General features: G+C 72.5%; 23 protein-coding genes. 15 read left to right on the top strand and 8 right to left on the bottom strand.

Going from position 1 to position 25,986, the window contains the following annotated elements; translation table 11 throughout:
- Positions 1-156: 156 nt before the first annotated feature.
- A complete protein-coding gene (locus tag AB0C12_RS06540; protein WP_360544839.1) occupies positions 157-282 on the bottom strand; it encodes a hypothetical protein in 126 nt (41 codons plus the stop codon).
- Between the two features lie 565 nt (positions 283-847).
- On the opposite strand from AB0C12_RS06540, the gene AB0C12_RS06535 reads away from it, so the two are divergent.
- From AB0C12_RS06535 to AB0C12_RS06525, 3 genes are all read left to right on the top strand, one after another.
- Positions 848-3,058 carry a hypothetical protein gene (locus AB0C12_RS06535; RefSeq protein WP_360544837.1) on the top strand — a complete coding sequence of 737 codons (2,211 nt, stop codon included), beginning with the start codon at positions 848-850 and terminating at the stop codon, positions 3,056-3,058.
- Positions 3,059-3,199: 141 nt separating this feature from the next.
- On the top strand, positions 3,200-4,945 hold the full coding sequence (locus AB0C12_RS06530) for a CTP synthase (RefSeq protein WP_360544835.1): 1,746 nt from the start codon (positions 3,200-3,202) through the stop codon (positions 4,943-4,945).
- Positions 4,942-5,538 carry an NUDIX hydrolase gene (locus AB0C12_RS06525; protein WP_360544833.1) on the top strand — a complete coding sequence of 199 codons (597 nt, stop codon included), beginning with the start codon at positions 4,942-4,944 and terminating at the stop codon, positions 5,536-5,538. The genes AB0C12_RS06530 and AB0C12_RS06525 overlap by 4 nt, the downstream gene beginning before the upstream one ends.
- 118 nt (positions 5,539-5,656) lie before the next feature.
- On the opposite strand, the gene AB0C12_RS06520 is transcribed toward AB0C12_RS06525, so the two are convergent.
- Positions 5,657-6,661, bottom strand: a complete 1,005-nt coding sequence (locus AB0C12_RS06520; RefSeq protein ID WP_360544831.1) for an LLM class flavin-dependent oxidoreductase — start codon at positions 6,659-6,661, stop codon at positions 5,657-5,659.
- A gap of 100 nt (positions 6,662-6,761) precedes the next feature.
- Here AB0C12_RS06520 and AB0C12_RS06515 point away from each other — a divergent pair, with 100 nt between their 5' ends.
- From AB0C12_RS06515 to AB0C12_RS06475, 9 genes are all read left to right on the top strand, one after another.
- The gene (locus AB0C12_RS06515) at positions 6,762-7,385 is read left to right on the top strand and encodes an RNA polymerase sigma factor (RefSeq protein ID WP_360544829.1); all 624 of its coding nucleotides are present in this window, start codon (positions 6,762-6,764) and stop codon (positions 7,383-7,385) included.
- Entirely contained in the window at positions 7,382-8,380 is a 999-nt protein-coding gene (locus tag AB0C12_RS06510; protein WP_360544827.1) for a CU044_5270 family protein, read from the top strand. The genes AB0C12_RS06515 and AB0C12_RS06510 overlap by 4 nt, the downstream gene beginning before the upstream one ends.
- A 137-nt stretch (positions 8,381-8,517) precedes the next feature.
- Positions 8,518-9,633: an alanine dehydrogenase gene (ald, locus tag AB0C12_RS06505; protein ID WP_360544825.1), complete on the top strand. Its 1,116-nt coding sequence runs from the start codon at positions 8,518-8,520 to the stop codon at positions 9,631-9,633.
- Positions 9,634-9,644: 11 nt separating this feature from the next.
- Positions 9,645-10,553 (top strand): site-specific tyrosine recombinase XerD, encoded by a 909-nt coding sequence (locus AB0C12_RS06500; protein WP_360544954.1) that lies wholly within the window; start codon positions 9,645-9,647, stop codon positions 10,551-10,553.
- Between the two features lie 112 nt (positions 10,554-10,665).
- Positions 10,666-11,598 carry an AAA family ATPase gene (locus AB0C12_RS06495; RefSeq protein ID WP_203774887.1) on the top strand — a complete coding sequence of 311 codons (933 nt, stop codon included), beginning with the start codon at positions 10,666-10,668 and terminating at the stop codon, positions 11,596-11,598.
- A gap of 1 nt (position 11,599) precedes the next feature.
- Entirely contained in the window at positions 11,600-12,283 is a 684-nt protein-coding gene (locus tag AB0C12_RS06490) for a hypothetical protein (protein ID WP_360544823.1), read from the top strand.
- A gap of 125 nt (positions 12,284-12,408) precedes the next feature.
- The gene (locus AB0C12_RS06485) at positions 12,409-13,545 is read left to right on the top strand and encodes an RNA ligase RtcB family protein (RefSeq protein WP_360544821.1); all 1,137 of its coding nucleotides are present in this window, start codon (positions 12,409-12,411) and stop codon (positions 13,543-13,545) included.
- Positions 13,542-14,171 carry a peptide chain release factor H gene (gene prfH / locus AB0C12_RS06480; protein ID WP_360544819.1) on the top strand — a complete coding sequence of 210 codons (630 nt, stop codon included), beginning with the start codon at positions 13,542-13,544 and terminating at the stop codon, positions 14,169-14,171. The genes AB0C12_RS06485 and prfH overlap by 4 nt, the downstream gene beginning before the upstream one ends.
- A gap of 365 nt (positions 14,172-14,536) precedes the next feature.
- Entirely contained in the window at positions 14,537-15,514 is a 978-nt protein-coding gene (locus tag AB0C12_RS06475; protein WP_360544817.1) for a hypothetical protein, read from the top strand.
- Here the strand turns inward: AB0C12_RS06475 and AB0C12_RS06470 are convergent.
- Both AB0C12_RS06470 and AB0C12_RS06465 read right to left on the bottom strand, forming a co-directional pair.
- Positions 15,493-15,948, bottom strand: coding sequence for a hypothetical protein (locus tag AB0C12_RS06470; protein ID WP_360544815.1), 456 nt, complete (start codon positions 15,946-15,948; stop codon positions 15,493-15,495). The two genes, AB0C12_RS06475 and AB0C12_RS06470, sit on opposite strands and share 22 nt — an antisense overlap.
- Before the next feature lie 36 nt (positions 15,949-15,984).
- Positions 15,985-18,219: a molybdopterin-dependent oxidoreductase gene (locus AB0C12_RS06465; RefSeq protein ID WP_360544813.1), complete on the bottom strand. Its 2,235-nt coding sequence runs from the start codon at positions 18,217-18,219 to the stop codon at positions 15,985-15,987.
- Positions 18,220-18,311: 92 nt separating this feature from the next.
- Here AB0C12_RS06465 and AB0C12_RS06460 point away from each other — a divergent pair, with 92 nt between their 5' ends.
- A complete protein-coding gene (locus AB0C12_RS06460) occupies positions 18,312-20,408 on the top strand; it encodes a M6 family metalloprotease domain-containing protein (protein WP_360544811.1) in 2,097 nt (698 codons plus the stop codon).
- Between the two features lie 3 nt (positions 20,409-20,411).
- On the opposite strand, the gene AB0C12_RS06455 is transcribed toward AB0C12_RS06460, so the two are convergent.
- Positions 20,412-21,011 carry a DUF6518 family protein gene (locus tag AB0C12_RS06455; protein WP_360544809.1) on the bottom strand — a complete coding sequence of 200 codons (600 nt, stop codon included), beginning with the start codon at positions 21,009-21,011 and terminating at the stop codon, positions 20,412-20,414.
- Between the two features lie 124 nt (positions 21,012-21,135).
- Here AB0C12_RS06455 and AB0C12_RS06450 point away from each other — a divergent pair, with 124 nt between their 5' ends.
- Positions 21,136-21,513, top strand: coding sequence for a VOC family protein (locus tag AB0C12_RS06450; RefSeq protein WP_360544807.1), 378 nt, complete (start codon positions 21,136-21,138; stop codon positions 21,511-21,513).
- 3 nt (positions 21,514-21,516) lie between these two features.
- Here AB0C12_RS06450 and AB0C12_RS06445 read toward each other — a convergent pair whose 3' ends face one another.
- The 3 genes from AB0C12_RS06445 to AB0C12_RS06435 form a co-directional block, all read right to left on the bottom strand.
- Positions 21,517-22,803, bottom strand: a complete 1,287-nt coding sequence (locus AB0C12_RS06445; RefSeq protein ID WP_360544805.1) for an ABC transporter substrate-binding protein — start codon at positions 22,801-22,803, stop codon at positions 21,517-21,519.
- The gene (gene fucP / locus AB0C12_RS06440; protein WP_360544803.1) at positions 22,800-24,128 is read right to left on the bottom strand and encodes an L-fucose:H+ symporter permease; all 1,329 of its coding nucleotides are present in this window, start codon (positions 24,126-24,128) and stop codon (positions 22,800-22,802) included. Before fucP ends, AB0C12_RS06445 begins: the two co-directional genes overlap by 4 nt.
- Before the next feature lie 115 nt (positions 24,129-24,243).
- Positions 24,244-25,128 carry a UbiA prenyltransferase family protein gene (locus tag AB0C12_RS06435; protein ID WP_360544801.1) on the bottom strand — a complete coding sequence of 295 codons (885 nt, stop codon included), beginning with the start codon at positions 25,126-25,128 and terminating at the stop codon, positions 24,244-24,246.
- Between the two features lie 134 nt (positions 25,129-25,262).
- On the opposite strand from AB0C12_RS06435, the gene AB0C12_RS06430 reads away from it, so the two are divergent.
- Positions 25,263-25,979, top strand: coding sequence for a VOC family protein (locus AB0C12_RS06430; protein WP_360544799.1), 717 nt, complete (start codon positions 25,263-25,265; stop codon positions 25,977-25,979).
- The last annotated feature ends 7 nt before the right edge of the window (positions 25,980-25,986 follow it).

Genomic DNA, 25,986 nt, shown 5'->3' with positions numbered 1-25,986 from the left:
GGCGAGGCCGAACGCTGGGCCGGCGGCGGGATCGGGCGTTGAGCCGGGTGACACGGTTGGCGTGACCGGACCCGCTGCGGCGGCCGGCGATGCGGAGCTGGGTCACAGGGCGAGCGTGACCGGACCCGCTGCGGCGGCCGGCGACGCGGAGCCGGGTCACAGGGTGAGCGTGACCGGATCCGTCGCGGCAGCCGGTGAGACGGCCACGGCGGCCGGGGTGACGCCGGATGGCGCGGAGTCCGCGACCGAAGCCGACCAGGAGAGTGCGGCGAAGGCAGCCACGGCCCGCACCGACCCTGGTCACGCCGGGGCGGCCCCCGTCGAGGCTGACTTGGCGAGCGTGGGAGACCGACAGAGCGGGGTCACTCCGCGGAACGATCCGGCAGCCCTGGATCCGGACAATTCGGCGAGTCCGAAGGGTGGCGCTCAATCGCCGCCGGTGGGTCTGCCAGGCCGCGATGCGGACGGTCCGGTGAGCGGCGAAGGCGCGCGCGCCGCGACGGTGGGTCTGCCAGGCCGCGATGGGGACGGTCCGGTGAGCGGCGAGGTCGCGCGCGCCGCGACGGTGGGTCTGCCAGGCCGCGTTGCGGACGGTCCGGTGAGCGGCGAAGGCGCGCGCGCCGCGACGGTGGGTCTGCCAGGCCGCGACGCGGATGGCCCGGTGAGCCGCGGAGGCGGCGCGCCGGCCGCGAAGCCCGACAGGCCAGGCCGCGACCCGAACCCTCGAAAGGCACGCCCATCCGCCGGGCCGAAGAGGACCGCGATCGAAGGCCGGGGCAGCTGGCCGCGAAGGGTCCGCGACACCCTGCGCCGGGGCATCAGGCCGGACTCCGCGCCCCCTTCCCGGATGCGGCGGGGGCGGACCTGGCTGCCGTACCTGTTGATCGTGCTCGCCGCGGCCGCCAGCATCGCCGGCCTCGCCGTGCGTCCCGCCACCGGCGCCCCGCAGGACACCGCCGACTACGTCATCCTGGCCGGCGCGGCCGGTCTGCGCTGGGAGGATCTCGACCCGCAGCGCACCCCCGCCCTCTGGCAGGAGGCCACCCGCGGCTCGATCGGCTGGCTCTCCGTGCGGTCCGCCCACTCCACCACCTGCCCGGCGGACGGCTGGCTCACGCTCGGCGCCGGCAACTATGCGATCTGGGCGAACACCCGTGTCACCGGGCAGTGTCCGCCCGTGCAGCCCACCCTGACCCAGCCCGACGCGCTCGGCGCCAATCTGCCTGAGCTGGGCGGTGTCGTGCGCGGCAATCAGGACAACCAGCCCTACGGCGCCCTGCCGGGTGCGCTCGCCGAGTCCGTCCGGTGCACCGTGGCCGTCGGGCCCGGTGCCGCTGTCGCTGCGGCGCGGCCGTTCGGGCGCGTCGACCGGTACGCGGCCACGCTTCCCGACGATCCTCGCGGTCTGCTCTCCTACTGTGTGCTCAGCGTGGTCGACCTGGGCACGATCACCGGTTCCGGCGCCGCGCGGCAGTCGCTGGTCGCCCGGGCCGATGCCACCTTGGCGCGGATCGTCGCCGCGCGGCCCGAGCGGTCGCTGATCATGGTGGCGGGGGTTTCCGACACCGACACCACCTCGCGGCTGCATGTGGCGATCGCCGAGGGGCCGGGCTGGCAGGGTGGCTGGCTGACCTCCGCCGGCACCGGCCGGGACGGCTACCTGCAGCTTGTCGATTTCGCGCCGACCGTGCTCACCGCGTTGGGCCGGCCCTCGCCGGAGGGGCGGTTCAGCGGTTTCACCGCGCTGTCGGTTCCCGGGCGTACCGCTGATCCGGCCGAGGCCGTCGGGGGCGAGAACAACGCCGACAAGCGGGCCGGTGCTCAGCTCGGGATCGCCGGGACGTTCTTCACCGGGCTGGCCGCCGTACAGTTGCTGGTTTTCCTGCTCGTGGTGCCGTTGATGATCCGGGCCCGGCGGCATGCCGGGCCGACCGGGCCTGCGGCCGCGCCGCGGCTGCTGGTGCTCGGGGTCGAGGTGCTGCTCGTCGCGGTGGCGCTGGCCATTCCGGCCGCCCTGCTGGCCGATGCGGCGCCCTGGTGGCGGGCCGGGCGGCCGGGCATCGTGTTCGCGTTGCTGACCTTCGCGTTGATGGTGCTGGGCACTGCCGCGGTCCGGCTCGCGCCGCGTTATCCGCGCACGCTGTGGCCGATGGGGGTGGTCTGCGCGGTCGGTGCCGCCGTGGTCGGGTTCGACCTGCTCACCGGCGCGCAGTTGCAGCTCAACGGGGTCGCCGGTTACTCGGCGATCGAGGGAGCGCGGTATTCCGGGGTGGGCAGCGTCGGCCTGGGAGTCTTTGTGGCCGGCATGTTGTTCCTGGCCGGCTGCGTGGCGCAGTGGGTGCGCCGGCCCTGGCGGCCGGTCGTGGTCGTGATGGTCGGCGGGCTCGCCGTCGTCATGGTCGGCAGCCCCTACCTGGGCGCCGATCCGGTCGGCGCGATCGCCGTCACCGCCGGGGTGTGCGTAGCCGCGGCGATCAGCACCGGCGGCTGGCTCACGTTCCCGCGTTTCGCCTGGGCGGCGCTCGCCGGGCTCGCGGTCACCATCGGCTTCGCCGTGCTGGACCTGCGCCGGCCCGAGCTCGAGCAGGGCAGCCTGGGGCGGGCCCTGACGGCCCTGGGCGACGGTACGGCGGGCCCGGCCATCCAGCGCGCGGCCACCTCCAACGGTCACGCTCTGGACAGCCCGTTGACGCTACTGGCGGTGATCGGCGTTCTCATGCTGGCCTTCAGCCAGTTCTCCCCGTGGGGCGGCCTCAACCGGGTCTTCGGACTGCACCCGGCCCTGCGCGCGGCACTGGCCGGCACCACCGTCGCCACGATGATCGCCGGAGTGCTCGGCGGGGCGGCGTTCGCGGTCGCGGGTGCCGCCGCGGCGGTGGCCGTGCCCTTGGCCGTGCTGACCACCTTGCGGGTGCTCGGACACGCGGCCGACCGCACCCGGCCCGAAGGAGGCACCGACGGTCCCGGCGGGCCCGGCCTGTCGATGCGGCCCGGTCCGGTGCCACCGCCCGCGGGCGACAAATCCGACTCCGCGGGCGTGACGGTGCGTCAGCTCTGACCCGGACACGCGTGACGACCAGCCCGAACGTGCGCGCGCCGGCGATGGTGTTACCGTGGAATCCCGTGGATGGCGCGATCTACCGATGAGGGTTGAGCGCCGGTCTGCACGATCGCATCTGACCGACCACGGGAGCAGGCCTTGGCTGCAACATCACGCGAGACGCGGCACATCTTCGTCACCGGGGGCGTCGCCTCCTCGCTGGGCAAGGGCCTCACCGCCTCCAGCCTCGGCAATCTGCTGACCGCTCGGGGACTGCGGGTCGTCATGCAGAAGCTCGACCCCTACCTCAACGTCGACCCCGGCACGATGAACCCGTTCCAGCACGGCGAGGTCTTCGTGACCGAGGACGGCGCCGAGACCGACCTCGACGTCGGGCACTACGAGCGGTTCCTGGACCGGGCCCTGGCCGGCAAGGCGAACGTCACCACCGGGCAGATCTACTCCTCGGTGATCGCCAAGGAGCGGCGCGGCGAATACCTCGGCGACACCGTGCAGGTCATCCCGCACATCACGAACGAGATCAAAGAGCGCATCTTCGCGATGGCCGATCCCGACGAGTACGGCCGCACCCCCGACGTCGTCATCACCGAGGTCGGCGGCACCGTCGGTGACATGGAGTCGCTGCCGTTCCTCGAGGCGATCCGCCAGGTGCGCCACGAGATCGGCCGCGACCACGTCTTCTACCTGCACGTCTCCCTGGTGCCGTACCTGGCGCCGTCGGGCGAGCTGAAGACCAAGCCGACCCAGCACTCGGTGGCCACGCTGCGCAACATCGGTATCCAGCCCGACGCGCTGGTCTGCCGCAGCGACCGGGAGATCCCGGAAAAGCTCAAGCACAAGCTGTCGCTCTACTGCGACGTCGACCGCGAGGCCGTGGTGGCCTGCCCGGACGCGCCCAGCATCTACGACATCCCCAAGGTGCTGCACCGCGAGGGCCTGGACGCGTACGTGGTGCGCCGGCTCGGGCTGTCGTTCCGCGACGTGGACTGGTCCAGCTGGGACGACCTGCTCGAGCGGGTCCACCACCCGCGCCGGACGATCACCGTCGCGCTGGTCGGCAAGTACGTCGACCTGCCGGACGCGTATCTGTCGGTCAGCGAGGCGATCCGGGCCGCCGGCTTCGCCAACCACGCCCGGGTGCAGCTGCGCTGGGTGCCCAGCGACGACTGCGACACCCCGGCCGGCGCCGCCTCCGCCCTGAAGGGCGTCGACGGCATCGTGATCCCCGGCGGCTTCGGCATCCGCGGCATCGAGGGCAAGATCAACACCTCCCGGTACGCGCGGGAGAACGGCCTGCCGATCCTGGGCCTGTGCCTCGGCCTGCAGTGCATGACCATCGACGCCGCGCGCAACCTGGCCGGCCTCGAGGGCGCCAACTCGCTGGAGTTCGACGAGCAGGCCCCGCACCCGGTCATCTCCACGATGGCCGACCAGGAGGACATCGTCGCGGGCAAGGGCGACCTGGGCGGCACGATGCGCCTGGGTGCGTACCCGGCGGCGCTGACCGAGGGCTCGATCGTGGCCGAGGCGTACGAGGGCACGGAGATCTCCGAGCGGCACCGGCACCGCTACGAGGTCAACAACGCGTACCGGGACCGGCTGGCCAAGGCCGGCCTGAAGTTCTCCGGCACCTCGCCCGACGGGCGGCTGGTCGAGTTCATCGAGCTGGACCGCGAGACGCACCCGTTCTTCGTGGCCACCCAGGCCCACCCGGAGCTCAAGAGCCGACCGACCCGGGCGCACCCGCTGTTCGCGGCGTTCGTCAAGGCCGCGGTGCAGTACGCGGCCGCCGACGAGCTGCCGGTCGAGGTCGCCGAGGGCGGCAAGAACGTCGCCGAGGGCGGCAAGGGCAAGGCCGGCAAGGCCGCGGTCGCGGCGTCATGACGGCCTTCGCCCACGAGACCCTCTCGCGCACCGAGCGGTACGCGGGCCCGATCTTCACGGTCTACTCCGACCAGGTCACCATGTCCGGCGGCGGCACCGCCGGGCGCGACGTGGTGGTCAACAAGAACGCGGTGGTCGTGGTCGCCCTGGACGACGTCGACCGGGTGGTGCTGATCAAGCAGTACCGGCACGCGGTCGGCAAGCGGCTCTGGGAACTGCCGGCCGGACTGTGCGACGTCGAGGGCGAGGACCTCGTCGTCACCGCCGCCCGCGAGCTGGCCGAGGAGGCGGACCTCAACGCCGGCCGCTTCGACCTGCTGGTGGACCTGCACCCGTCGCCCGGCTTCAGCGCCGAGAAGGTGCGGATCTTCCTGGCCCGGGAGCTGACCCCGGTACCCGAGGACCAGCGCCACGAACGCACCGACGAAGAGGCCGACATCGAGATCGTCTGGCGTGACCTCGACGAGGCCGTCGCCATGGTGCTGCGCGGCGAGATCACCAACGCGGCGGCGGTCAGCGGGCTGCTCGCGGCCGCCCGCGCCCGCGAGGACGGCTGGGCCACCCTGCGCCCGACCGACACGCCGCCGCTCTGAGCCGTCCGCCGGTACGCCCGCCCGGCGGGCGTACCGGCCCGGGGCCGGCCCGAAGGCCAGAACCTGCAAAGCAGCGGGCCGAAGCCCGGCCAGGACCGGGCCGGAAGCCCCGGCCGCGTCAGGCGGCCTTGAGGACGGCCTCGCCGGTCAGCTCGACCGAGCGCACCCGATCGTCGATCTCCGAGGCGTAGTGCGCCACGATCACCTCGTCGGCCCCGCACGACGCCGCGAAGTCCGTCAGGTAGGCCCGCACCTCCTCGGGCGTGCCGGCCGCCGTGTATTTCGTCATCGCGGCCAGCTGGCGCCCGTTCGGTGAGGCCAGGAACGCGTCGATCTCCGCGTCGGTGAAGTTGGTGCCGACCGCGCCCCGCGAGATCATCGCCCGGGTCCGGGCCCGGTACGCCACCGTCATCTGCCGGACCGCCTCGTCGTGGTCCTCCGCCGCGAAGACGTTCGCGCCCGCGATCACGTACGGCTGCTCGAGCTGCGCGGACGGCTGGAACGTCTCGCGGTAGATCTCCACCGCCTGGTGCAGGTGGGCCGGGGCGAAGTGCGAGGCGAACGCGTACGGCAGGCCGAGCTGGGCCGCCAGCTGCGCGCCGAACAGCGACGAGCCGAGGATGTACAGCGGCACCACCTCGGGCGCCCGGGGCACCGCCTGGACGCCGGGGACGCGGGTCTTGCCGCTCAGGTAACCCTGGAGCTCCAGCACGTCCTGCGGGAACGAGTCCGCCGACGTGGGGTCCCGCCGCAGGGCCAGCATCGTGTTCTGGTCGCTGCCCGGCGCGCGGCCCAGGCCCAGGTCGATGCGGCCGGGGAACAGGGTGGCCAGGGTGCCGAACTGCTCGGCGATCACCAGCGGTGAGTGGTTGGGCAGCATGATCCCGCCCGCGCCGAGCCGGATCGTGTCGGTGTGCGCGGCGATGTAGCCGATCAGCACGCTGGTGGCCGACGAGGCGATCGACGGCATGTTGTGATGTTCGGCGTACCAGACTCGCTGGTAGCCGCTGCGTTCGGCGGCGCGGGCGACGGCCACGCTGGCCTCGAAGCTCTCGCGCGCGGCCTGGCCGGCGGTGATCGGGGCCAGGTCGAGCAGGGCCAGGGGCAGGGGAGAGGCAGCCATTGGTGAATCCTCCGTCGTGGTGGTCGTGCCGCCAACCGGCGGCGACCAGGCGTGACGACCGCCACGGGAACCCGGCGACGCGAGCGGACAGGTAGTGGTTGTGAACCCATCCCACCGAGCCCGGATCCGCGCCGGCGATCCCGTGACGTTCGGGCAGCTCTTCGAGGACCACGCGCAAGCGGTGTACCGGCACGTCGTGCGGAGCACGGGCAATTGGAGCGCGGCCGAGGACATCGTGTCGCTGACCTTCCTGGAGGCGTGGCGGCTGCGCGGCAAACTGCGGCCCGACGGGGACAGCGTGCTGCCCTGGCTGCTCGGCATCGCCGTCAACGTGCTGCGCAACAACCGGCGTGCGGCCCGCCGGCACGCCGCCGCGCTGGTCCGGTTGCCTCCGGCCGAGGCGATGCCGGACTTCGCCGACGAGCTCGTCAACCGGATGCGTGACAGCGAGCAGCTGGCCGCCGCGACGGCCGCCCTGGAGCGGCTGCGGCCGGCCGAGCGGGAGGTGTTCGCGCTCTGCGTCTGGTCCGGGCTCGACTACGCGCAGACCGCGGAGGCGCTGGGCGTACCGGTCGGCACGGTCCGGTCCCGGCTGTCCCGGGCGCGGGCGAAGTTGCGGGAGCTGACCGCGGAGCCGGGCCGCCCGGCCCCCGGGCCGGGCAGTGGACAGGAACACCTCGGCCGCACCGATGCGACCCGATCGAACCAGGAGCACAAGCGATGAAGCAGTCACCACGGCTCGATCCGGCCGAACGGGCCGAACTGGCGCGCCTGTTGCCGCCACCGGGGGACCCGGAGCTGAGCCGCGTCCGGCACCGCCTGCTCAAGGACGCGTTCCTGCAGCACGTGGCCGAGCCCCCGGCCGTACGGTCCGGTCCTCGGCTCGCCCTGCTCGCCGCGCCGGTCGCGGCCGTGGTGCTGGTCGTGGTGATCATCGGGGTGGCGGTGCTCAACGGTCGTACCGGCAGCGGCGCGACCACCGGCCGGAATTCGCGCGTGGCCGTCGCTGTCGGCGACGCGACCGGCGTGGCGCCGTTGATGGACCGGGTGGCCGCGGTCGCGGGCCGGGAGCCGTCGGTGCCGCTCGGCCAGGGCCAGTACGTCTACGTCAGGAGCCGGGTGGCCTGGCTGATGATCAACGGAGATCCCGGCTCCGATCCCCAGGAGATCGGTGCCGCCAACGCCGTCCTCGACCGGGTGCACGACCGGGAGATCTGGCTGCCCGCGACGCGGGGCGACGAGGGCCTCATCCGGGAGCGGGGCGAGACGTTCGGTCTGTCCGGCGCCGAGCCGAACAGCACGTACGCGGAGCTGCCCACCGATCCGGCCGAGCTGCTCAGGCGGATCTACGCCGAGACCGAGGGCCAGGACAGCGGCCCGGACACCGCCGCCTTCGGTTTCCTCGGTGACGCACTACGGGAGTCGTTGCTGCCCCCGGCGGTGGCCGCCGCGATCTACCGGGCGGCCGCGCGGATCCCCGGGGTGGTGCTGGTGGCCGATTCGGTCGACGCGCAGGGCCGGCACGGGGTCGCCGTCGCGCGGACCCGCGAGGACGGCGAGCGGCAGGAGTGGATCTTCGACCCGGTCACCTTCGAGTACCTCGGCGAGCGTTCGTACCTGGTCCGGGACACCGAGCTGGGCCCGGCCGGCATGCTCACCGGCACGACCGCGGTCCTCCAGCGGGGCGTCGTCTCCGGCACGGGAGTGCTTCCGCGTTAGCCGGCGACCGGCTCCAAATCTTGATCTTCGCGCAACGGATCGGCAGTATCTTCCACTTGGTGGGACGGTAATCTGCTAAGCAGCCCGTCTCGGGTATGAGCCATCGACGTCTCTCCCGGAAAGGACGGTGTCGACTCATGAAGGTCGGCATTCCGAGCGAAGTCAAGAACAACGAGTTCCGGGTGGCGATCACCCCCGCGGGGGTTTTCGAGCTGAACCGGGCCGGTCATGAGGTGTTTGTGCAGGCCGGCGCCGGTGCCGGCTCGTCGATCACCGACGCCGACTATGTCGCCGCCGGGGCCACCATCCTCGACGGGCCCGACGACGTGTGGGCCACCGGTGACCTGATCCTCAAGGTCAAGGAGCCGATCGCCGAGGAGTACGGCCGGATGCGCGAGGGCCAGGTGCTGTTCACGTACCTGCACCTGGCGGCGTCCAAGGAGTGCACCGACGCGCTGATCGACCGCAAGGTGACCGGCATCGCGTACGAGACCGTCGAGCTGCCCGACCGCTCGCTGCCGCTGCTGGCCCCCATGTCGGAGGTCGCCGGCCGGCTGGCCCCGCAGGTCGGCTCCTACCACCTGATGCGTTCCGGCGGTGGCCGTGGCGTGCTCATGGGCGGCGTCCCGGGCGTGTACGCGGCCAAGGTCGTCGTCATCGGCGCCGGTGTGTCGGGTATGAACGCCGCCGCGATCGCGTTGGGCATGCAGGCCGAGGTGCTGGTGCTGGACAAGAACATCGCCCGGTTGCGCGCGGCCGATGCCGACTACCGCGGTCACCTGCAGACGATCGCGTCGAACGCGTACGAGATCGAGAAGGCCGTCATCGACGCCGACCTGGTCATCGGCGCGGTCCTGGTGCCCGGCGCGAAGGCGCCGAACCTGATCTCCAACGAGCTGGTGTCGCGGATGAAGCCGGGCAGCGTGCTGGTCGACATCGCCATCGACCAGGGCGGCTGTTTCGAGGACTCGCGGCCGACCACGCACGCCGACCCGGTCTACCGGGTGCACGAGTCGATGTTCTACTGCGTGGCCAACATGCCCGGCGCGGTCCCGCACACCAGCACGTACGCGTTGACCAACGTGACGCTGCCGTACGCGCTGGAGCTGGCCAACCGTGGCTGGCGCGACGCCGTCAAGTCCGACCCGGCGCTGGCCCTGGGCCTGAACACCCACGCCGGGCACGTCACCTACGGCCCGGTCGCCGAGGCCCACGGCATGCAGGCACTCTCCCTGGCCGAGGTACTGACCTGACGTCGGACAAGCTGCGGCGGGCCGTGCAGACGTATCTCGATCACCTGTCGGTCGAGCGCGGCCTGTCCCGCAACACGCTGGCCTCGTACCGCCGGGATCTGGACCGTTATTCCGAAACGCTGGCCGCGGCCGGCGTCGGTGATCTCGCCGACGTCACCGCGGCCCAGGTCACCGGGCACCTGGCCGAGCTGCGGGCCGGGTCGCCGGAGCATCCGGCGCTGTCGGCCGCGTCGGCCGCCCGGGCCGTGAGCGCGGTCCGCGGCCTGCACCGTTTCGCCGCCCGCGAGGGTCTCGTGGCGCACGACGTGAGCCGCGAGGTGAAACCGCCGACCCCGCCCAGGCGCCTGCCCAAGGCCCTCGACATCGACCAGGTCACCCGGCTGCTGGCCGTTCCCGGCTCGCTGCGCGACACCGCCCTGCTGGAGTTCCTCTACGGCACCGGCGCGCGGATCTCCGAGGCGGTCGGGCTGGCCGTCGACGACCTGGACTTCTCCGCCGACGCGGCGGTCACCCTGCACGGCAAGGGTGGCCGCACCCGGCTGGTCCCGCTCGGCCGCTACGCCCGCGCCGCCCTGGAGGCCTACCTGGTGCAGGGCCGCCCTGAGCTGGTCGCAAAGGGACGCGGCACGCCGGCGGTGTTCCTGAACCAGCGCGGGGGACCGCTGTCCCGGCAGAGCGCCTGGGCCATCCTGCACCGGGCCGCGGCGGCGGCCGGGCTGCCCGTGGAGGGTCCGCACGCCGTGTCGCCGCACACACTGCGGCACTCGTACGCGACCCATCTGCTCGACGGCGGCGCCGACGTCCGGGTGGTGCAGGAGCTGCTCGGACACGCCTCGGTGACGACCACGCAGCTCTACACCCTGGTGACAGTGGACCGGCTTCGCGAGGTGTACGCGACCTCCCACCCGCGCGCTCGTTAGAAGGTGAGCGTCAGTCCCTGCGACACGCCGAACGGCTGACCCCGGTCGGGCGGACCTTTTGGCGTACAGTCGGGCATCGGCTCCGGCTGCGGGTCGAGAGGGGGCTGGGGACGTGAGCGGAAATCATGATCGCGCTGAGGCGTGGACCAATGCCCTGCGCGATCAGCAGAGCTCGCTGGACCTCGGCGCCGACCTCGGCCCGGCCGACCCGACGGCGTACACCATGCGCCGGCCGATCCCCGAGCCGATGCCGACCGACCGGCACGGCCCCGCCCGGATCATCGCCCTGGCCAACCAGAAGGGTGGCGTCGGCAAGACCACGACGACCATCAACCTGGGCGCCGCCCTGGCCGAGTACGGCCGCAAGGTGCTGCTCGTCGACTTCGACCCGCAGGGCGCCTGCTCGGTCGGCCTCGGCGTCAACCCGCACAACCTCGACCTGAGCATCTACAACCTGCTCATGCAGGACGACGTCACCGCCGAGGACGTCATCATCAAGACCGATGTCGCCGGCCTGCACCTGCTGCCGGCCAACATCGACCTGTCGGCGGCCGAGATCCAGCTGGTCAACGAGGTCGCCCGGGAGATGGCCCTGGCCCGGGTGCTGCGCACCGTGCGCAAGGAGTACGACTTCATCCTGATCGACTGCCAGCCCTCGCTGGGCCTGCTGGCGATCAACGCGCTGACCATCGCGCACGGCGTGCTCATCCCGCTGGAGTGCGAGTTCTTCAGCCTGCGCGGCGTGGCCCTGCTGCTGGACACCATCGACAAGGTCCGCGAGCGGCTCAACTTCGACCTGGAGCTCGAGGGCATCCTGGCGACCATGTACGACAGCCGCACCACCCACTGCCGCCAGGTGCTGCAGCGGGTCGTGGAGGCGTTCGGCGACAAGGTCTACCAGACCGTCATCACCAAGACGGTCAAGTTCCCGGAGTCCACCGTGGCCGGCGCGCCGATCACCAGCCTGGACCCGGCCAGCTCGGGCGCCCGCAACTACCGCCAGCTCGCCCGCGAGGTCATCGCCGCCAAGGCGGAACGGGGCTAGCTTGCTCTTCGCCCTCGGCGAACCGGTCGCGTTCGTCGCGCTGGTCGGCGCCTTCCTGCTCGGCCTGCTGGTGCGGGCCTTCGCGATCCGGATCACCGCGCGCACGCTGCGCCTGAGTGAACGCCGCGACCCGGTGACCCCGCGACTGCGCGAGGACGTCGACCCGTTCGGCGCGGTCGCGGCCGCCGTGGGCGGCATGGGCTGGGGCAAGACCATCTCGGTGGACGAGGTGCCCCGCTACCACGGCCGGGGCCGCGCGGCGGCGGTCTTCGCGTCCGGGCCGGTGGCGTGCATCGTGGTCGCGCAGGTGCTGTTCCTGGCGTACGTGCTGCTCTTCCCGGACAACCTGCTGTCGGTGCTGAACATGTCCGACGTGCTGCGGGGCTTCACGCTGCCGCTGGGCGAGCAGGTGCTGCTCTGCCTGGCGGTGGGGCTGCTGGCCTTCGGCTTGCTGGCGCTGATCCCGATCCCGCCGCTGGACGGCTTCGGCATCCTGTGGTCGGCGCTGAAGCGGCCCGGGAACGGCGCGCAGCAGATGCGGCTGTGGCTCGAGGAGAAGAACCTCGGCGTGCTGATCCTGCTGATCTGCTGCTTCTTCCCGCTGAGCTACCCGTTCCTGCTGATGATCCTGAACGTGCTCGGTGTCCTCTTCCTGCGCCTGTGGGGCGGACCGGTCCCGCTCTGACCGCGCACCCGGGGAAAAGCGGTTGCCGCCGATGGCTGGTCTCCCGCAAGCTGCCTGCATGACGTACTGACGCGCACCACCTCGCCCAGCCTGCCGCGCCCGTACGTCTCCAGAAAGAGCACTCCTTGTCTCAGCACCAGTCTGCCTCCGTCACGGTGTTCGCCTCCGACGGGAGCTGGATCGAGTCCGACGCCGTCACGCAGTGCCACCAGGTGGCCGCCCTCGACGGCATGCTCCACGTCGCCGCCCTGCCGGACCTGCACCCCGGCAAGGGCGCCCCGATCGGCGCCGCGATGGCGTCGACCGTCCTCTACCCGCACCTGGTGGGTTCCGACATCGGCTGCGGCATCGCCGTGTTCCCCGTCGACCTCAAGCGGGCCGTACCGGAGCGGCTGGCCGGCCGCTTCCCGGACCTCGACCGACCGGTCGGGCCGGACGACCCGGCCTGGGCCTACGTGGACGCCGACATCCCGGCGGGTCACCCGGAGAGCCTGGGCACGGTCGGGCGCGGCAACCACTTCGTCGAGCTCGCGCGGGTTCGCGGGGTGCTCGACGCCGGCCACGCCGCCCGGCTCGGGCTGGCCGCCGGTGACCTCGTCCTGATCGTGCACAGTGGCTACCGCGGCCTGGGGGAACGCATCCTGCGCTCGCACACCGAGGTGCACGGCGCCGGTCCCGCCCCGGACCCGGACGACTACCTGGCCCGGCACGACGAGGCCGTACGCTGGGGCTCGCTCAACCGCCGGCTGATGGCGGCCCGGGTCGCACTCGCCCTGGGAGCCGCGCCCACCGCGCCGATCGTCGACGAGTGCCACAACCTGGTCGAGGTCCGCGACGGGGTGTACCTGCACCGCAAGGGCGCCGCCCGCGGCGACGGCCGGGACGTCCTGGTCGCCGGCACCCGGGGCACGCCGTCGTACCTGGTGGCGGGGCACGCCGGACCGGAGGCCAACCACTCGGTCGCCCACGGTGCCGGGCGCAAGATGTCGCGCGCCGACGCCCTGGTCCGGGGCCGGGTCAAGCATACGGTCGAGGAGCTGCGCCGTACGCCGCTGGGGTCGCTGGTGGTGTGCGGCGACCGGCAGCTGCTGTTCGAGGAGGCGCCGACGGCGTACAAGCGGATCGAGCGGGTGGTCGGGGATCTCGTCGCGCACGGCCTGGCGACGCCCGTGGCCGAGACCGTACCGGTGGTCACCTACAAGACCGCGGACCTCGGCCGCGCACCCCGCCGGGACCAGCGTCGCGGGCGGGTCCGGTCGTGAGCGAGCGTGTGCATCTGCTGCTGTCGGCCGGGCGCGGCCCGCAGGAGTGCACCTGGGCGGTCGCCCAGCTCGCGCGCCGCCTGGAGGCCGGCGCCGGCCGGGACGGCCTGACGACCCGCCGGGTCGAGACCGTGCCGGGCGAGCGACCGGGGACGTTCCGCTCGGTCCTGATCCAGATCTCCGGTACGGGCACAGCCCGGTTCGCCGCGTCGTGGACCGGCACCCTGTGCTGGCAGGCGCCCAGTCCCTACCGCACGAGCGCCGGCCGCAAGAACTGGTACGTCATCGCGCAGCCGTGCGAGGTGGACGCCGCGCACACGGCCTTCGCGGAGGCGGACGTCGACATCGTGGGCTGCCGCACCGGCGGACCGGGCGGCCAGCACCGCAACAAAGCGAGCACGGCCGTACGGGCGACCCACCGGCCGACCGGGATCGTCGTGGTGGTCGACACCGAGCGGCAGTTCAGCCAGAACCGCCGCCTGGCCCTGGACCGCATCCGGGCCCGGCTGCGGCGCGACGACCGTGCCGCGGACCGGACGTCGACCGGTAACCGCCGACGGGTCCACGACCAGCTTGTGCGAGGTGACCCGACCCGCACCGAACGTCCGAAGTCGTCGGCGGGCTGAGCCGCTCAAGGGCGGTTCGGTGGCCGGCTCGACGGCCTGGGCCGCCGATCCGCTGGGGGAGAGGCGGGTTGCCGGGTGGGCTCAACGCCCGGGGACGGGCTGAGCGAGTCCGCCGGCGAGACGGAAGGGGACGGGTTGTCGTCGGCCGCGCCGAGAAACAGCAGGGGCCGCGGGATGGAGCACTGCGTGATCGCCGGCCGGGCCGATGAGCCGCCACCCGGTTGCAACGATGTGCAGGGCACCAGAACCGTGGTGCCGAGGCGGAGGTAGGAGCCCGGCATCTGGGCCGAGTCGTCCCAGAGGACTGTGGCCAAGGGCGGATTGATACAGTTGACGATATATATCGTCCACCGTACTATCGCCGCGTGCCTGCAACCATGTTCCGCGATCGAGTGCTCCTGGCCGCGTACCCGGCCCGCCTGCGCCGCCGGCACGGCGCCGAGCTGATCGCCACCTTGACCGAGCTCACACAGGGCTGCCCGTCTCGCGCCGACCGCCTGCACCTGATCGCCGACGGGCTCCGCGAACGCTTCCGGCTGCCGGTGCGGTGGCCGCTGGGCGTGGTCGTCGCGGTGCTGGCCGCGCTGGCCGGCGGGGCGTTCGGCCTGGCCGCCGGTTCCTGGGCGGGCGAGCAGACCTACCCGTCGATGCCCGCGGCGGCTTCCGCGGCCCGCCAGATCCTGGGCCCGGATGCCCGGCCCGACCGCCTCGAGCGGACGCGATTCGACCTGGAAGTCACCGAGCGGCTCGCCGCACCGGCCCAGGTGGAGCGCAGGGTGCGGGAGATCCACCAGCGCCTCGGCGGCACGGGCTGGAGTGTCACCCCGGTCGACGAGCACGGGACCTTCTGGGCTCAGTCCGGCGGGCTGCGGGTCTCGGTATCGGGGCTCGCCGGCCCGGACCCGTCCGTCGAGGTGCTGGGATATCCGGTGCGCCCGGCCCTGTACCTGCCCCTGGTCCTCAGTGGTCTGCTGGTGGGGCTGCTGGCCGGTTGGCTCGTGGGAGCGGCTCTGGCGTTTCGTTTGACGGCCTCGCGTCAGCGCGTCCCGGCCGTTGTCGTGGCGGGTCTCGGGGCGGTGACCCTGGCCGTGCCCGCCGCGCGGCTCTACCAGGGCCTGGTCATTTTTCTGCGCCGGGACGACGGCTTCGGCGCCGGCGCGCTGGTGCACGACGCGCTCGCCTGGATGCCCTGGCCCCTGCGCGACCCGGCCGTGTTCCCGGACTCCGCCGGACCCGGCCTGCGGACGCTGCTGGCGGGCTCGGCGCTGGTCGTGCTGGCCGTGGTGATCGCTTCCCGGCCGGGTGCCGGATCCGGCGTGCCTCAGTCGGCGGCGGGCGAGTAGCCCGGGGTCCAGCCCGAGACGTCGCACAGCCGGCCGCGCCACAGGCAGCCGCCGCGGCCCGCGTGGTCGGGGGAGTGGATCCGGGCGTTGCGCAGGTGGATGTAGCTGGTCGGCGCCATCAGGGCCGTGTACTGCCGGTGGGTCACCTCGCCGCCGGTGTCGCGCAGCTTGACGGCGGCGTGGGCCAGGTCGGACTGCTCCTTCACGTGCTCGGCCATGCCGGTGTAGAAGGCGTCCTCGTTGTTGGTCATCTCGCTGACCTCGGCGAACCACTGCCACTGCGGGATCAGTTCGCCGCTGACCAGCAGGCCGTGCACCGTCAGGCTGAGCTGGACGCCGGGGTCCACCGGCTCGGTGAGCCGGTCCATCTGCGCGACGTAGGTGTCGAGGACCTTGTCCGGCCCACCCCAGTCGGCCCGCATCCGATCGGACACCGTGCACCCCCCGCTCAGGCTTCCCCGGATCCGACTCTAGGTCAGCACCTCCCCGGCCCGGCCGGTAACCGCGAATTCGGCCTTGACCTCGACCGGGATGCCGTTCAGGACGCTGTTGCCGGAGAGCTGGTCGATGACGGTCTCGTCGGTGAGCAGGTTGCTGTTCACCCCCGGGTGGGCGGCCGCCACCGTCATCCGGGTGCCGGCCAGCCCGTGGCCCCAGCCGTGCGGCAGGCTCACCACGCCGGGCATGACCCGGTCGGTGACTACCACGCGCGCCGACAGCGTGCCCGCCCGCGAGGTGACCCGGGCGTCGCCGCCGTCGGTCAGCGCGAGCCGGTCCGCGTCGGCCGGGTGGACCTGCAGCGTGCAGCGGTCCCGGCCTTTCACTAGGGCGGGCACGTTGTGCATCCAGCTGTTGTTCGAGCGCAGGTGGCGCCGGCCGACCAGGACCAGGTCCGCGTGGTCGCGCCCGAGCGCCGCGCGCAGCCGCGCGACGTCGGCCGCGATCGGCTCGCCGGACAGCTCGACCTTGCCGCTGGAGGTCTGCAGCACCTCCGGGAGCCGGGGCTGCAACGGGCCGAGGTCGACACCGTGCGGGTTCGCGAGCAGCCGGTCCAGGGAGAGCCCGTCGGGGTGAGCGCCGAACCGGTCGCCGTACGCCCCGATGCGCAGGGCGACGTCGAGCAGGCGCTCGGCCGGATGGTCTCCACCGACCAGCGTCCGGAGCTCGGTCGCGGCGCGTCCGGTCGCCGCGGCGGCCCGCTGCAGGGCCTGCTCCAGCAGCTGCTCGTGCAGCACCGCCGGGTCGGTGCCGGCGCCCTGGCCGGCGGCGATGAGCGTGAGCCGGGCCAGGATGTCGCACTCGTCCATGCTCGCCGGGTCGCCCGGCAGCACCGGTGGGGAGTACGCGGCGAAGTTGCGCACCGCCAGCGCCAGGAACGAGAAGTCGTAGTGCCCCTTGCGGGCCGGGTCGGTCGGTGGCAGCACGACGTCGGCGTGCCGGGTGGTCTCGTTGAGGTACGGGTCGACGCTGACCATGAAGTCGAGCCCGCCGAGCGCCCGGTCCAGCCGGTCGCTGTTCGGTGTCGACAGCACCGGGTTGCCGGCCACCGTCACGAACGCGCGGACCTGCTCGTCGCCGGGGGTCTCGATCTCGTCGGCCAGGGTGGCGACGGGCAGCTCACCCTTGACCTCGGGCAGTCCCCGGACCCGGCTGTGCCACCGGCCGGTCCGGAAGCCCTTGCCACCGGCGCGCGGGCGCGGGCTCACGTGCGCGGCCAGCGGGAACATGACGCCGCCGGGCCGGTCCAGATTTCCGGTGAGCACGTTGACCACGTCGACGAGCCAGCTGGTCAGGGTGCCGAACTCGACCGTGCAGGTGCCGATCCGGCCGTAGACCGCGGCGGTGGGCGCGGCCGCGAGCTCCCGGGCCAGCCCGCGGATTCTTTCCACCGGTACGGCGCAGACCGCGCTCACCCGCTCGGGCGTGAAGGCATCGGCGAGCTCCCGCACCTCGTCGACGCCGGTCACGTGCCCGGCCAGCCCGCCCAGCTCGACCAGGCCCTCGGCGAACAGCGTGTGGACGATGCCGAACAGCAGGAACGCGTCCGTGCCGGGCCGGATGAACAGGTGCTCGTCGGCGTGCTCGGCGGTGCGCGTGCGGCGGGGGTCGACCACCACGAACCGGCCGCCGCGGGCCTGGATCGCCTTGAGCCGCCCGGGGAAGTCGGCCGCGGTGGCCAGGCTGCCGTTGGACTCCCACGGGTTCGCGCCCAGCACCAGCAGCAGGTCGGTCCGGTCGAGGTCGGGCACCGGGATGGTCAGCGGGTTGCCGTAGAGGTAGCCGCAGGACACGTGCTTCGGCATCTGGTCGACGGTGCTGGCGGAGAAGATGTTGCGGGTGCCGAGGGTGCGCAGCAGCGGGGTCAGGTAGAGCCCGCCGGCCATCGTGTGCACGTTCGGGTTGCCCAGGTACAGGGCCACCGCGTGCGGTCCGTACCGGTCGATGATCGGGCGCAGGCCCTGCTCGACCGCCTGGAACGCCTCGTCCCAGCTCACCTCGACGTGCTGGTCGCCCCGGCGGACCAGCGGCCGGCGCAGCCGGTCGGGGTCGGCGGACAGCTCGCCGAAGGTGGCGCCCTTCGGGCAGAGGAAGCCGTGGCTGAACACGTGCTCGCGGTCGCCGCGGGCGGCGACGATGCGGTCGTCGCGAACGGTCAGCTCCAACCCGCACGCCGCCTCGCACAGCGGACACGTCCGAAACGCCATGTCGATCACCCGTCTCCCGGTTACTGGTCAGTATCCTGCCATGGCGGCGGCGGGTCCCGAAGGGATTGATAGGTATCACTCAGACTGCGAGGATGGCTCAGGTGACTGGTGGCGTGGTGGCAACCGTGCGGCGGGCCGTGGTCCCGGCGTTCTCTGCGATGGTGTTGGTGCTGGCCGGAGCGTGGACGGCGACGCCCGCCGCGGCCGCCCCGCCGGGCGGCGACCCGGATCATCCCTGGCGGATGCGGCACTGGCCGCAGACCCAGCCGTGGCAGCGCGACCAGCCCGCCGCGCGCCGGGCCGGCGCGGACGCCCCGCAGCCGATCGACCCGCAGAACTACGAGCTGCCGGACACCATGACCTGGGACGACTACCGGGCGGTGCCGGGCACTGACTGGTCGGATCCCGCCGTGCCGGGCTCGGAGCGCAACTTCCGTGGCGCCCTGGTGCTCGTGGACTTCCCCAACCAGCCGTTCGTCGTGACCCAGCCGCCGAACTCCACGGTCTTCGGCAATCCGTCCACCGTGCACGATCTGCCGCGGGCCGACGTCCCCGCCTTCTACCGGGACTTCCTCAACAAGCCCGGCGAGCTCAACCGGGGCCACACCATCCACGAGTACTGGATGGAGGATTCCGGTGGTCGCTACGGCATCGGCCTGGGCTCGTTCGGCGTCTACCAGCTGCCGGCCAAGAGCCACGAGTACGGCATCGAGAACTCCATGCAGCGCGGCCTCGGCTGCCCGGCCGGCGACAAGTGCGGCCGTGACCTGCGTGCCGACGCCCGCGCCGCCTGGCTCGCCGATGTCGGCGAGGAGGTGGCCGCCCAGTACGACTTCGTCTTCTACCTGGCCGCCGGGCAGGACGAGTCGTCCACCTGGCAGGAGTTCGGCCAGATGAAGTTCGCCGGCCCGGACAGCGTCTCCGATGCCTTCGGGCCGCCCGACGAGGCGCTGCCGAACTGGAACGCCACCCGATACGTCGACTGGACCTCCTGGCAGGCCTCGGCCACCGTCTGGCCGAACGCCGCCAACGGCAGCTCGGTGCAGGCGGAGAGCTCGGGCATGTCCACCTACGCGCACGAGTTCAGCCACATCCTGGGCGTGGGGGACAACTACAACAACCCGTACTCGGTGCCGGCGCGACGTGACTACAGCGGGCCGTGGGAGATGCTCAGCCGGGGCACGTTCAACGGTCCCGGCGGCCCGCACAGCCGCTGGCTCATCCCGGGCACCGCCGGGTCGTCGATGGGCGCCCAGCACATGCTGCGCAACAAGATGAAGCTCGGCATCATCGACGACGCGGCGGTGCTGCGGCTCTCCCGCGACGCGCTGACCGGCTCGGGCGTCGTCGTGGCGCGGGTGAAGGCCCGGGCGGTCCAGCCCGGCCAGGGGCTGTCGGGGGTCAACGTGACGCTGGACGGCGGCGACCGGAGTCCGGCCTGCGACACCGCCGCGGACCCGTACTGCGACGGGGGGAAGTACGACAACTACACCGTCGAGGTGGTCGACCGGATGGGCTTCGACTCGTTCACCCCCGACTCCGGCGTGCTGCTGGCCAAGACCAAGAACGCCGACTCGGCCCCGTTCATCTGGACCGTCGACGCGAACCCGCAGGACATCGACAAGGTCGACTTCGTGCTGCCGGACGGGACCCCGCAGAAGATGACCGTCGGCGACTACCGGCAGCTCTCCGACGCGCTGTTCCACGCCGGCACCGGCTCGGGCAGCGAGTACGAGTACGTCGACACCGCCAACCGGCTGCACTTCTACGTGCTGGACGTGCGGCGGGACCGGGCCGGCGTGCTGTCGTACACGGTCGCGGTCCGATCGCTGGACGGCGCCGGACCGCAGGCTCGCGGGGTGGCGGCCGGCCCCGCTGTCGCCGCCGTGGCGTCGTCCGGCTGGGCGCGCTGCCGCATCCCGGTGCGCAACACCGGCCGCGCCACCACGACCGCCGGCCCGCTCGGCGCCTACACCGGCTCGGACGTCTACCGCGTGTCGGCCGCGGCCGGCCGGGGCTGGACGTCCTGGCTGCCGCGCGCGGTCACCGATGTCGCGAACGGCCGCAGCGCGTCGGTGGACGTCTACGTCAAACGCCCGGCCGGCGCCCGGGGAACCCGGGTCGCGGTCACCGTCACCTCGGAGAGCAACCCGGCCGCGACGGCCACGACCTCCTGCCGGGTGCGCTGACGGCTACCCGAAACGGGCGACGGACAGCAGGGCAAACCCCACAACCGCCAGGGGTACGGCGAGCAGCAGCGCGACCAGGCGGCGCCGCCACGTGTCCACGACCAGCACCGTGAGGAGCACCCCGAGCGCCACGTCGATGAGGACGGGCCACAGCGGGTCGTCACCGTCCCGGCGCGTGAGCATCGCCGCCTCGGCGAACATGACCGCCGCGGGCATGGCCGAGGCCGCGATCTGCCACCGGCCGGGCTGTCGCGCCGCGATCCCGGCCCCGCCGAAGACCACTCCGGCGATCACGGCGAAGCCCATCCAGATGATCGCGACGGTGTTGTACATGTTCGAGACGTCGTCGTTCTGGATCACCGCCGCCGCGAGGTAGTAGCTCGGCACGGCGACGACCAGCATGACGACCGCCGCGGCGATACCCCGCGCCCAGCCCCACCGCCCCCAGTACGTGAACAGGAAGCCGGCCACCGCCCACACGGCCAGGGAGTTGCCCAGCCCGCCGAACGGGAACGGCACGTACTTGATCCACACGAAGTCGAGGGCCCCGAGCAGCAGGCCGGCGATGGGCGCCGCCACAGCGGCGTACCGGTTGATCTTCACCTCCGGGAGCTTAGGCATCCGGTGGGCCGCGCGGATCGGGCCCCGGACCGGGATCGCTGCCATGTGATCGGCCGAAAGGCCGACCGGGCTGTCGATTCCGCGCCGGTTGCTTCGTCGTACCGGTATGTCTGATCAGATCCGGCTCAGTGCCGTCACCCTCGACTGTCCCGACCCGCGCGCCCTCGCCGAGTTCTATGCGGCCGTCATCGGCGGCACGGTGACGTGCCGGGACAAGCAGTGGGCCACAGTGCAGGGCTCGAACGGCCGCATCGACTTCCAGCGCGTCCCCGGCTACACGCCGCCGGCCTGGCCCGACCCGACCTCGTCGATCATGATGCACCTCGACTTCCTCGTCACCGACCGCGCGGCGACCGAGGCCCGGGTGCTGGCCGCCGGCGCCACGAAGTACGACCACCAGCCCAACAGCGGCCAGTGCTTCGTCTACGCCGATCCGGCCGGCCACCCTTTCTGCCTGACCACCTGGGACGGGGTGATGTCCTGACGGTCAGCGCTGCGGGATGCGGCCCTGGGAGACGGCGTTCTCCAGGTCGGCGGCGAAGGCGCCCGGGTCCCGGGTCCGGATGTAGGTCGACACCGCGTCGTAGAAGCCCTCCTGGAACGCCGGGCTCATGGACTCGCCGTGGGTGACCGACAGCAGCACCGGCGCGCTCCAGAAGGTCTTCGACGCGTCGCGCTGGTACGGCGGCAGCACCGACACCTCCACCGTGCGCAGCACCGGGATCGACCCCTTGGCCCGGCTGAACGCGACCTGGACCTCCGGCTTGCTGATCTCGGTCAGGAAGGCGAGGGCGTTCCTGGCGTTCTGCGCCCGGGTCGCGGCGACGAAGACGTCGACGACGGCCAGGTAACTGTCGTCCGTGCCGGGGAACGCGACGCCGCGGAAATCGGTGCCTTCCCGGGCGCCGCCGGCGAGGAGCTCGCCGTACGCGGAGTCGTTCATGGATTCGAACGCGCAGCCGCCGGTGGCCAGCTTCTTGGTGGCCGCGTCCCAGGTCAGGCCGCCGGCCTCCGGGTCGGCGTAGGTGAGCAGGCCGCCGAAGGTGCGCAGGGCCGACGCCACCCGGGCGCTGCGCCAGTCGAGCCGGTCGGCCGTCATGTCCCGCCAGCCCTGCACGCCGATGGTGCTGAGCAGCACGTTCTCGAACAGCTCGACGGTGGTGAACGGGTCCTTGCCGCCCAGGCACAGCGGCGTGGCCCCGGCCGTCTTCACCTTCTTCAGGTCGTCCAGGAACGTCGCGAGCGGATAGCCGGCGCCCGGCGGGGTGACGCCGGCCCGGGTGAGCACCGCGGGGTTGAACCAGAGGACGTTGCTGCGGTGGGCGCCCGTCGGCACGCCGTACGGTTTGCCGTTGCGGCGGACGGACTGCAGGATCGCCGGCTGCATGCTCGCGTCCAGCCCGCCGGCGGCGTAGACGGACGAGAGATCGCGGACGGCACCCCGTTCGGCGTAGCCCTGCACCGACTTGCCGGCGAAGGTCTGCCACACGTCCGGCGGGTCACCGCGTTGCAGCCGCTTGGCCAGCGCCACGATCGCCTGGGAGCCGGCGCCCCCGGCCACCGCGCCGTTGACGGCGTCGACGCCGGGATCGCTCCGGCGGTACGCGCTCAGGACGGTGTCGAGCGCGGCGGCCTCCGACCCGGAGGTCCACCACGACACGACCTCGAGCTTGCCGGTCCGGGTCGTGGCGCTGGTCGGCTCGTCGGTGCCGCAGCCACTCGCCGCGAGCACGGTCAGCGCGGCCACGGCCGCCAAGGCCCGCCGGGCGTTCATGCCGTCCTCCCCGCGCTCGGCCGGGTCCGCAGGTCGTAGAGCGCGTAGAGCCCGACCACGGCGAAACAGGCGGCCGGGACGATGAACGAGAAGGCCGCGCTCGTGCTGTCCACGAGCGTGCCCTGCACCACCGGCATGATGGCCCCGCCCACGATCGCCATCACCAGCCCGGCCGCGCCGAACTTGGTGGCCGGCCCGAGACCCTTGAGCGCGACGCCGTAGATCGTCGGGAACATCAGCGACAGCGAGAACGACAGGCTCACCACCGCGATGACGCCCGCCAGGTTGGGACTCACCATCGCGAAGACGCACAGCACGACGGCCAGCGCGGCGAGCGCCGCCAGCACCTTGGTCGCCCGGATCCGGCCGATCACCCACGTCATCAGGAACCGGGAGGCGAGGAAGACCAGCAGACTCAGCTGCAGGTAGAAGCCGCCCTTCTCCAGGCTTCCGCCGAGGGCCTGCTGGACATACTGGATCAGGTAGGTCCACGCGCAGACCTGGGCCGCCACGTTGAAGAACTGCGCCACGACGCCGTAGCGGTACTGCTTGTTGCGCCACAGCACCCCGAACAGGCTCCCGACCCCGCCCTCGTGCGGGCCGGCGTCGGGGAACTCCTCGACGATCGGCGGCGCCTTCTGGCTGGCGATCGCCACAGCGATCAGCACCAGGACGAAGGCCAGCCCGAGGTACGGCGCCATGACCGCACCCAGCTCACCCGCCCGGATCGTGTGCACCTCGGCCGGGGTCAGCGTCGCGATGTCCACCGGGTCGGCCAGCTTGGGCAGGATCAGCGTCGAGGCGAGCAGGACGCCGATGTTGGTGCCCAGCGGGTTGAACGCCTGGGCCAGGTTGAGCCGCCGCGTCGCCGTCTGCTCCGGACCGAGCGAGAGCACGTACGGGTTGGCCGAGGTCTCCAGGATCGAGCAGCCGGCGGCCATCGCGAACAGGGCCACCAGGAAGGCCTCGTACGTCATGATCTTGCTGGCCGGATAGAACGAGAAGGCGCCGATCGCGGCCAGGCCCAGCCCGGTCAGGATGCCGGTCTTGTAGCCGAAGCGCCGGTTGATGAAGGCGGCGGGCAGCGCGAGCAGGAAGTACGCCCCGAAGTAGGCGAGCTGCACCAGCGAGGCCTGGAAGGTGCTCATCTCGAAGATGCGCTTGAAACCGGCCACCATCGGCGTGGTCAGGTCCTGTGCGACGCCCCAGGCGGTGAAGCAGCCGATGAGGGCGATGAACAGCACCACCATCCCGCGCCCGAGCAGCGGCTGACCGCGCGCGGCCTCGATGTCGTCGGTGATCGGAGCCGGGGCGATACTCGGCATCCGCGAACCTCCGCCCCGGACGGCGGCACCCCGCATGATTGCGAAGCGTCACCAGTCCATCACGGTGACGCTACCCCCTCCCTTCATCGATGGGAACCACTGGGTTGGGCGGTGATCAGGAGCCGACGTAGGCGAGGGCGAAGCCGACCGTCGGGACGCCGAAGAGCACCGAGATCAGCGCGAGCTTGGTGATGGTCGGGCGGCGGGTGAGGATCGCGTACGCGGCCAGCAGCACCGGCGCCATCCCCAGTTGCGCCGCCAGGGTGGACCGCGGCACCAGCACGTCGAGCCACGCGCACAGTATCGAGATCGCCAGCGCCCCGGCCCACAGAGCGATCCCGAGCCGGTGGGCGAAGCGCGCGCCGAAGCGCACCGCGAAGGTGGTGTCCCCGGCGCCTGCGTCGGCGGCCAGGTCCGTCACCGTCGTCGGCAGATACAGCGCCGCGGCGAAGAGCAGGCCGATGAGCCCGAACTGCCACGGGAACTCCCACGGCGTTCGGGTGATCGCCCAGCCCGCCGCCGGCGAGACGACCCCGACGACCAGCGCGTTGACCGCGACGTCCCAGCCCGGCCGCGTCTTGAGCCGCAGCGGCGGCACGCTGTACGCCCAGCCCAGCGCCAGCACCCCGGCGACCCCGAGCACGAACAGCGGCCCCACGAACAGAGCGCTCAGGATCGCGGCGCCGGCGATGCCGTGGTACCACCGCCGCAGCCGGGCGGCCGACACCGCGCCGGTGACCAGGGGAGCGGTGGCCTTGCGCGGGTTGGCCCGGTCGCTGCGCAGGTCGTGCAGGTCGTTCTGGGCCAGCACCGCACCCCAGACGAGCGGGCCCAGCACGAGCAGGGCCACCAGGGCCCGGGCCGTGTCGGCGCGGGCGGGCAGCCAGGCGTGGCCGGCCAGCACGGTGCCCAGATAGGCGGGAACCCAGGAGACCGGCCAGAACCAGGGCCGGGAGACCAGGACGAGCAGCGCGGCGGGACGGTCCAGCACCGTAGTCATACCCGGCATGGTCCATCGTCGTGTCTGTGGGCGGCCTGAGAACCCGCCGCCCGTTAATCGGCTGCGGGCGACCTCAGCCCGCACCTAGGCTCCGATCGACAGCAGTCAGTTCCGCGCACGGGGGATGGTCGGCGATGACGAGCCAACTGCACGCGATCTGCTTCCTGGCCGAGGAACCCCGGCGCCTCGCGCGGTTCTGGGCCGAGTTCCTGGGCCGCGAGCTCGTCGACGACGCCCGCGACGGGGTCGCCCTGCTGCCCGACGCGGACAACGCGTACCGGATCCGGTTCATCGCGCACGACGAGCCCAAGCGCGGCCAGAACCGGGCCCACTTCGACCTGACCAGCGCCTCCGAGCAGGACCAGCGGCAGAAGGTGGCCCGGGCGCTGGAGCTCGGCGCCCGGCACACCGACGTCGGCCAGCTCCCCGAGGAGGGGCATGTGGTGCTCGCCGATCCCGAGGGCAACGAGTTCTGCGTCATCGAGGCGGGCAACAACTTCCTGGCCGGCTGCGGCCTGATCGGCGCGCTGGCCGGTGACGGTACGCAGGCCGTCGGCTACTTCTGGAGCGCGGCGCTGGGCTGGCCGCTGGTCTGGGACCAGGACGAGGAGACGGCGGTCCAGTCACCCGGCGGCGGCACGAAGATCACCTGGGGTGGTCCACCGCTGATGCCCCGGACCGGCCAGGACCGGCTGCGGCTCGATCTCGCCGTACCGGTCCACAGTGATCTGCCGGCCGAGCTCGACCGGCTGATCTCCCTCGGCGCGAAGCGCGTCGAGACCGGCCCGGGCGACGACGGCCGGGTGCTGCTGACCGATCCCGACGGCAACGAGTTCACCGTGCGCGGCTGAGCCGGCC

This window comes from Actinoplanes sp. NPDC048967, assembly GCF_040649415.1.
In the GTDB taxonomy this organism is placed as follows: domain Bacteria; phylum Actinomycetota; class Actinomycetes; order Mycobacteriales; family Micromonosporaceae; genus Actinoplanes.
Note: the sequence above shows the minus strand (reverse complement) of the source record. Positions and strands in the feature narration are given on the sequence as shown.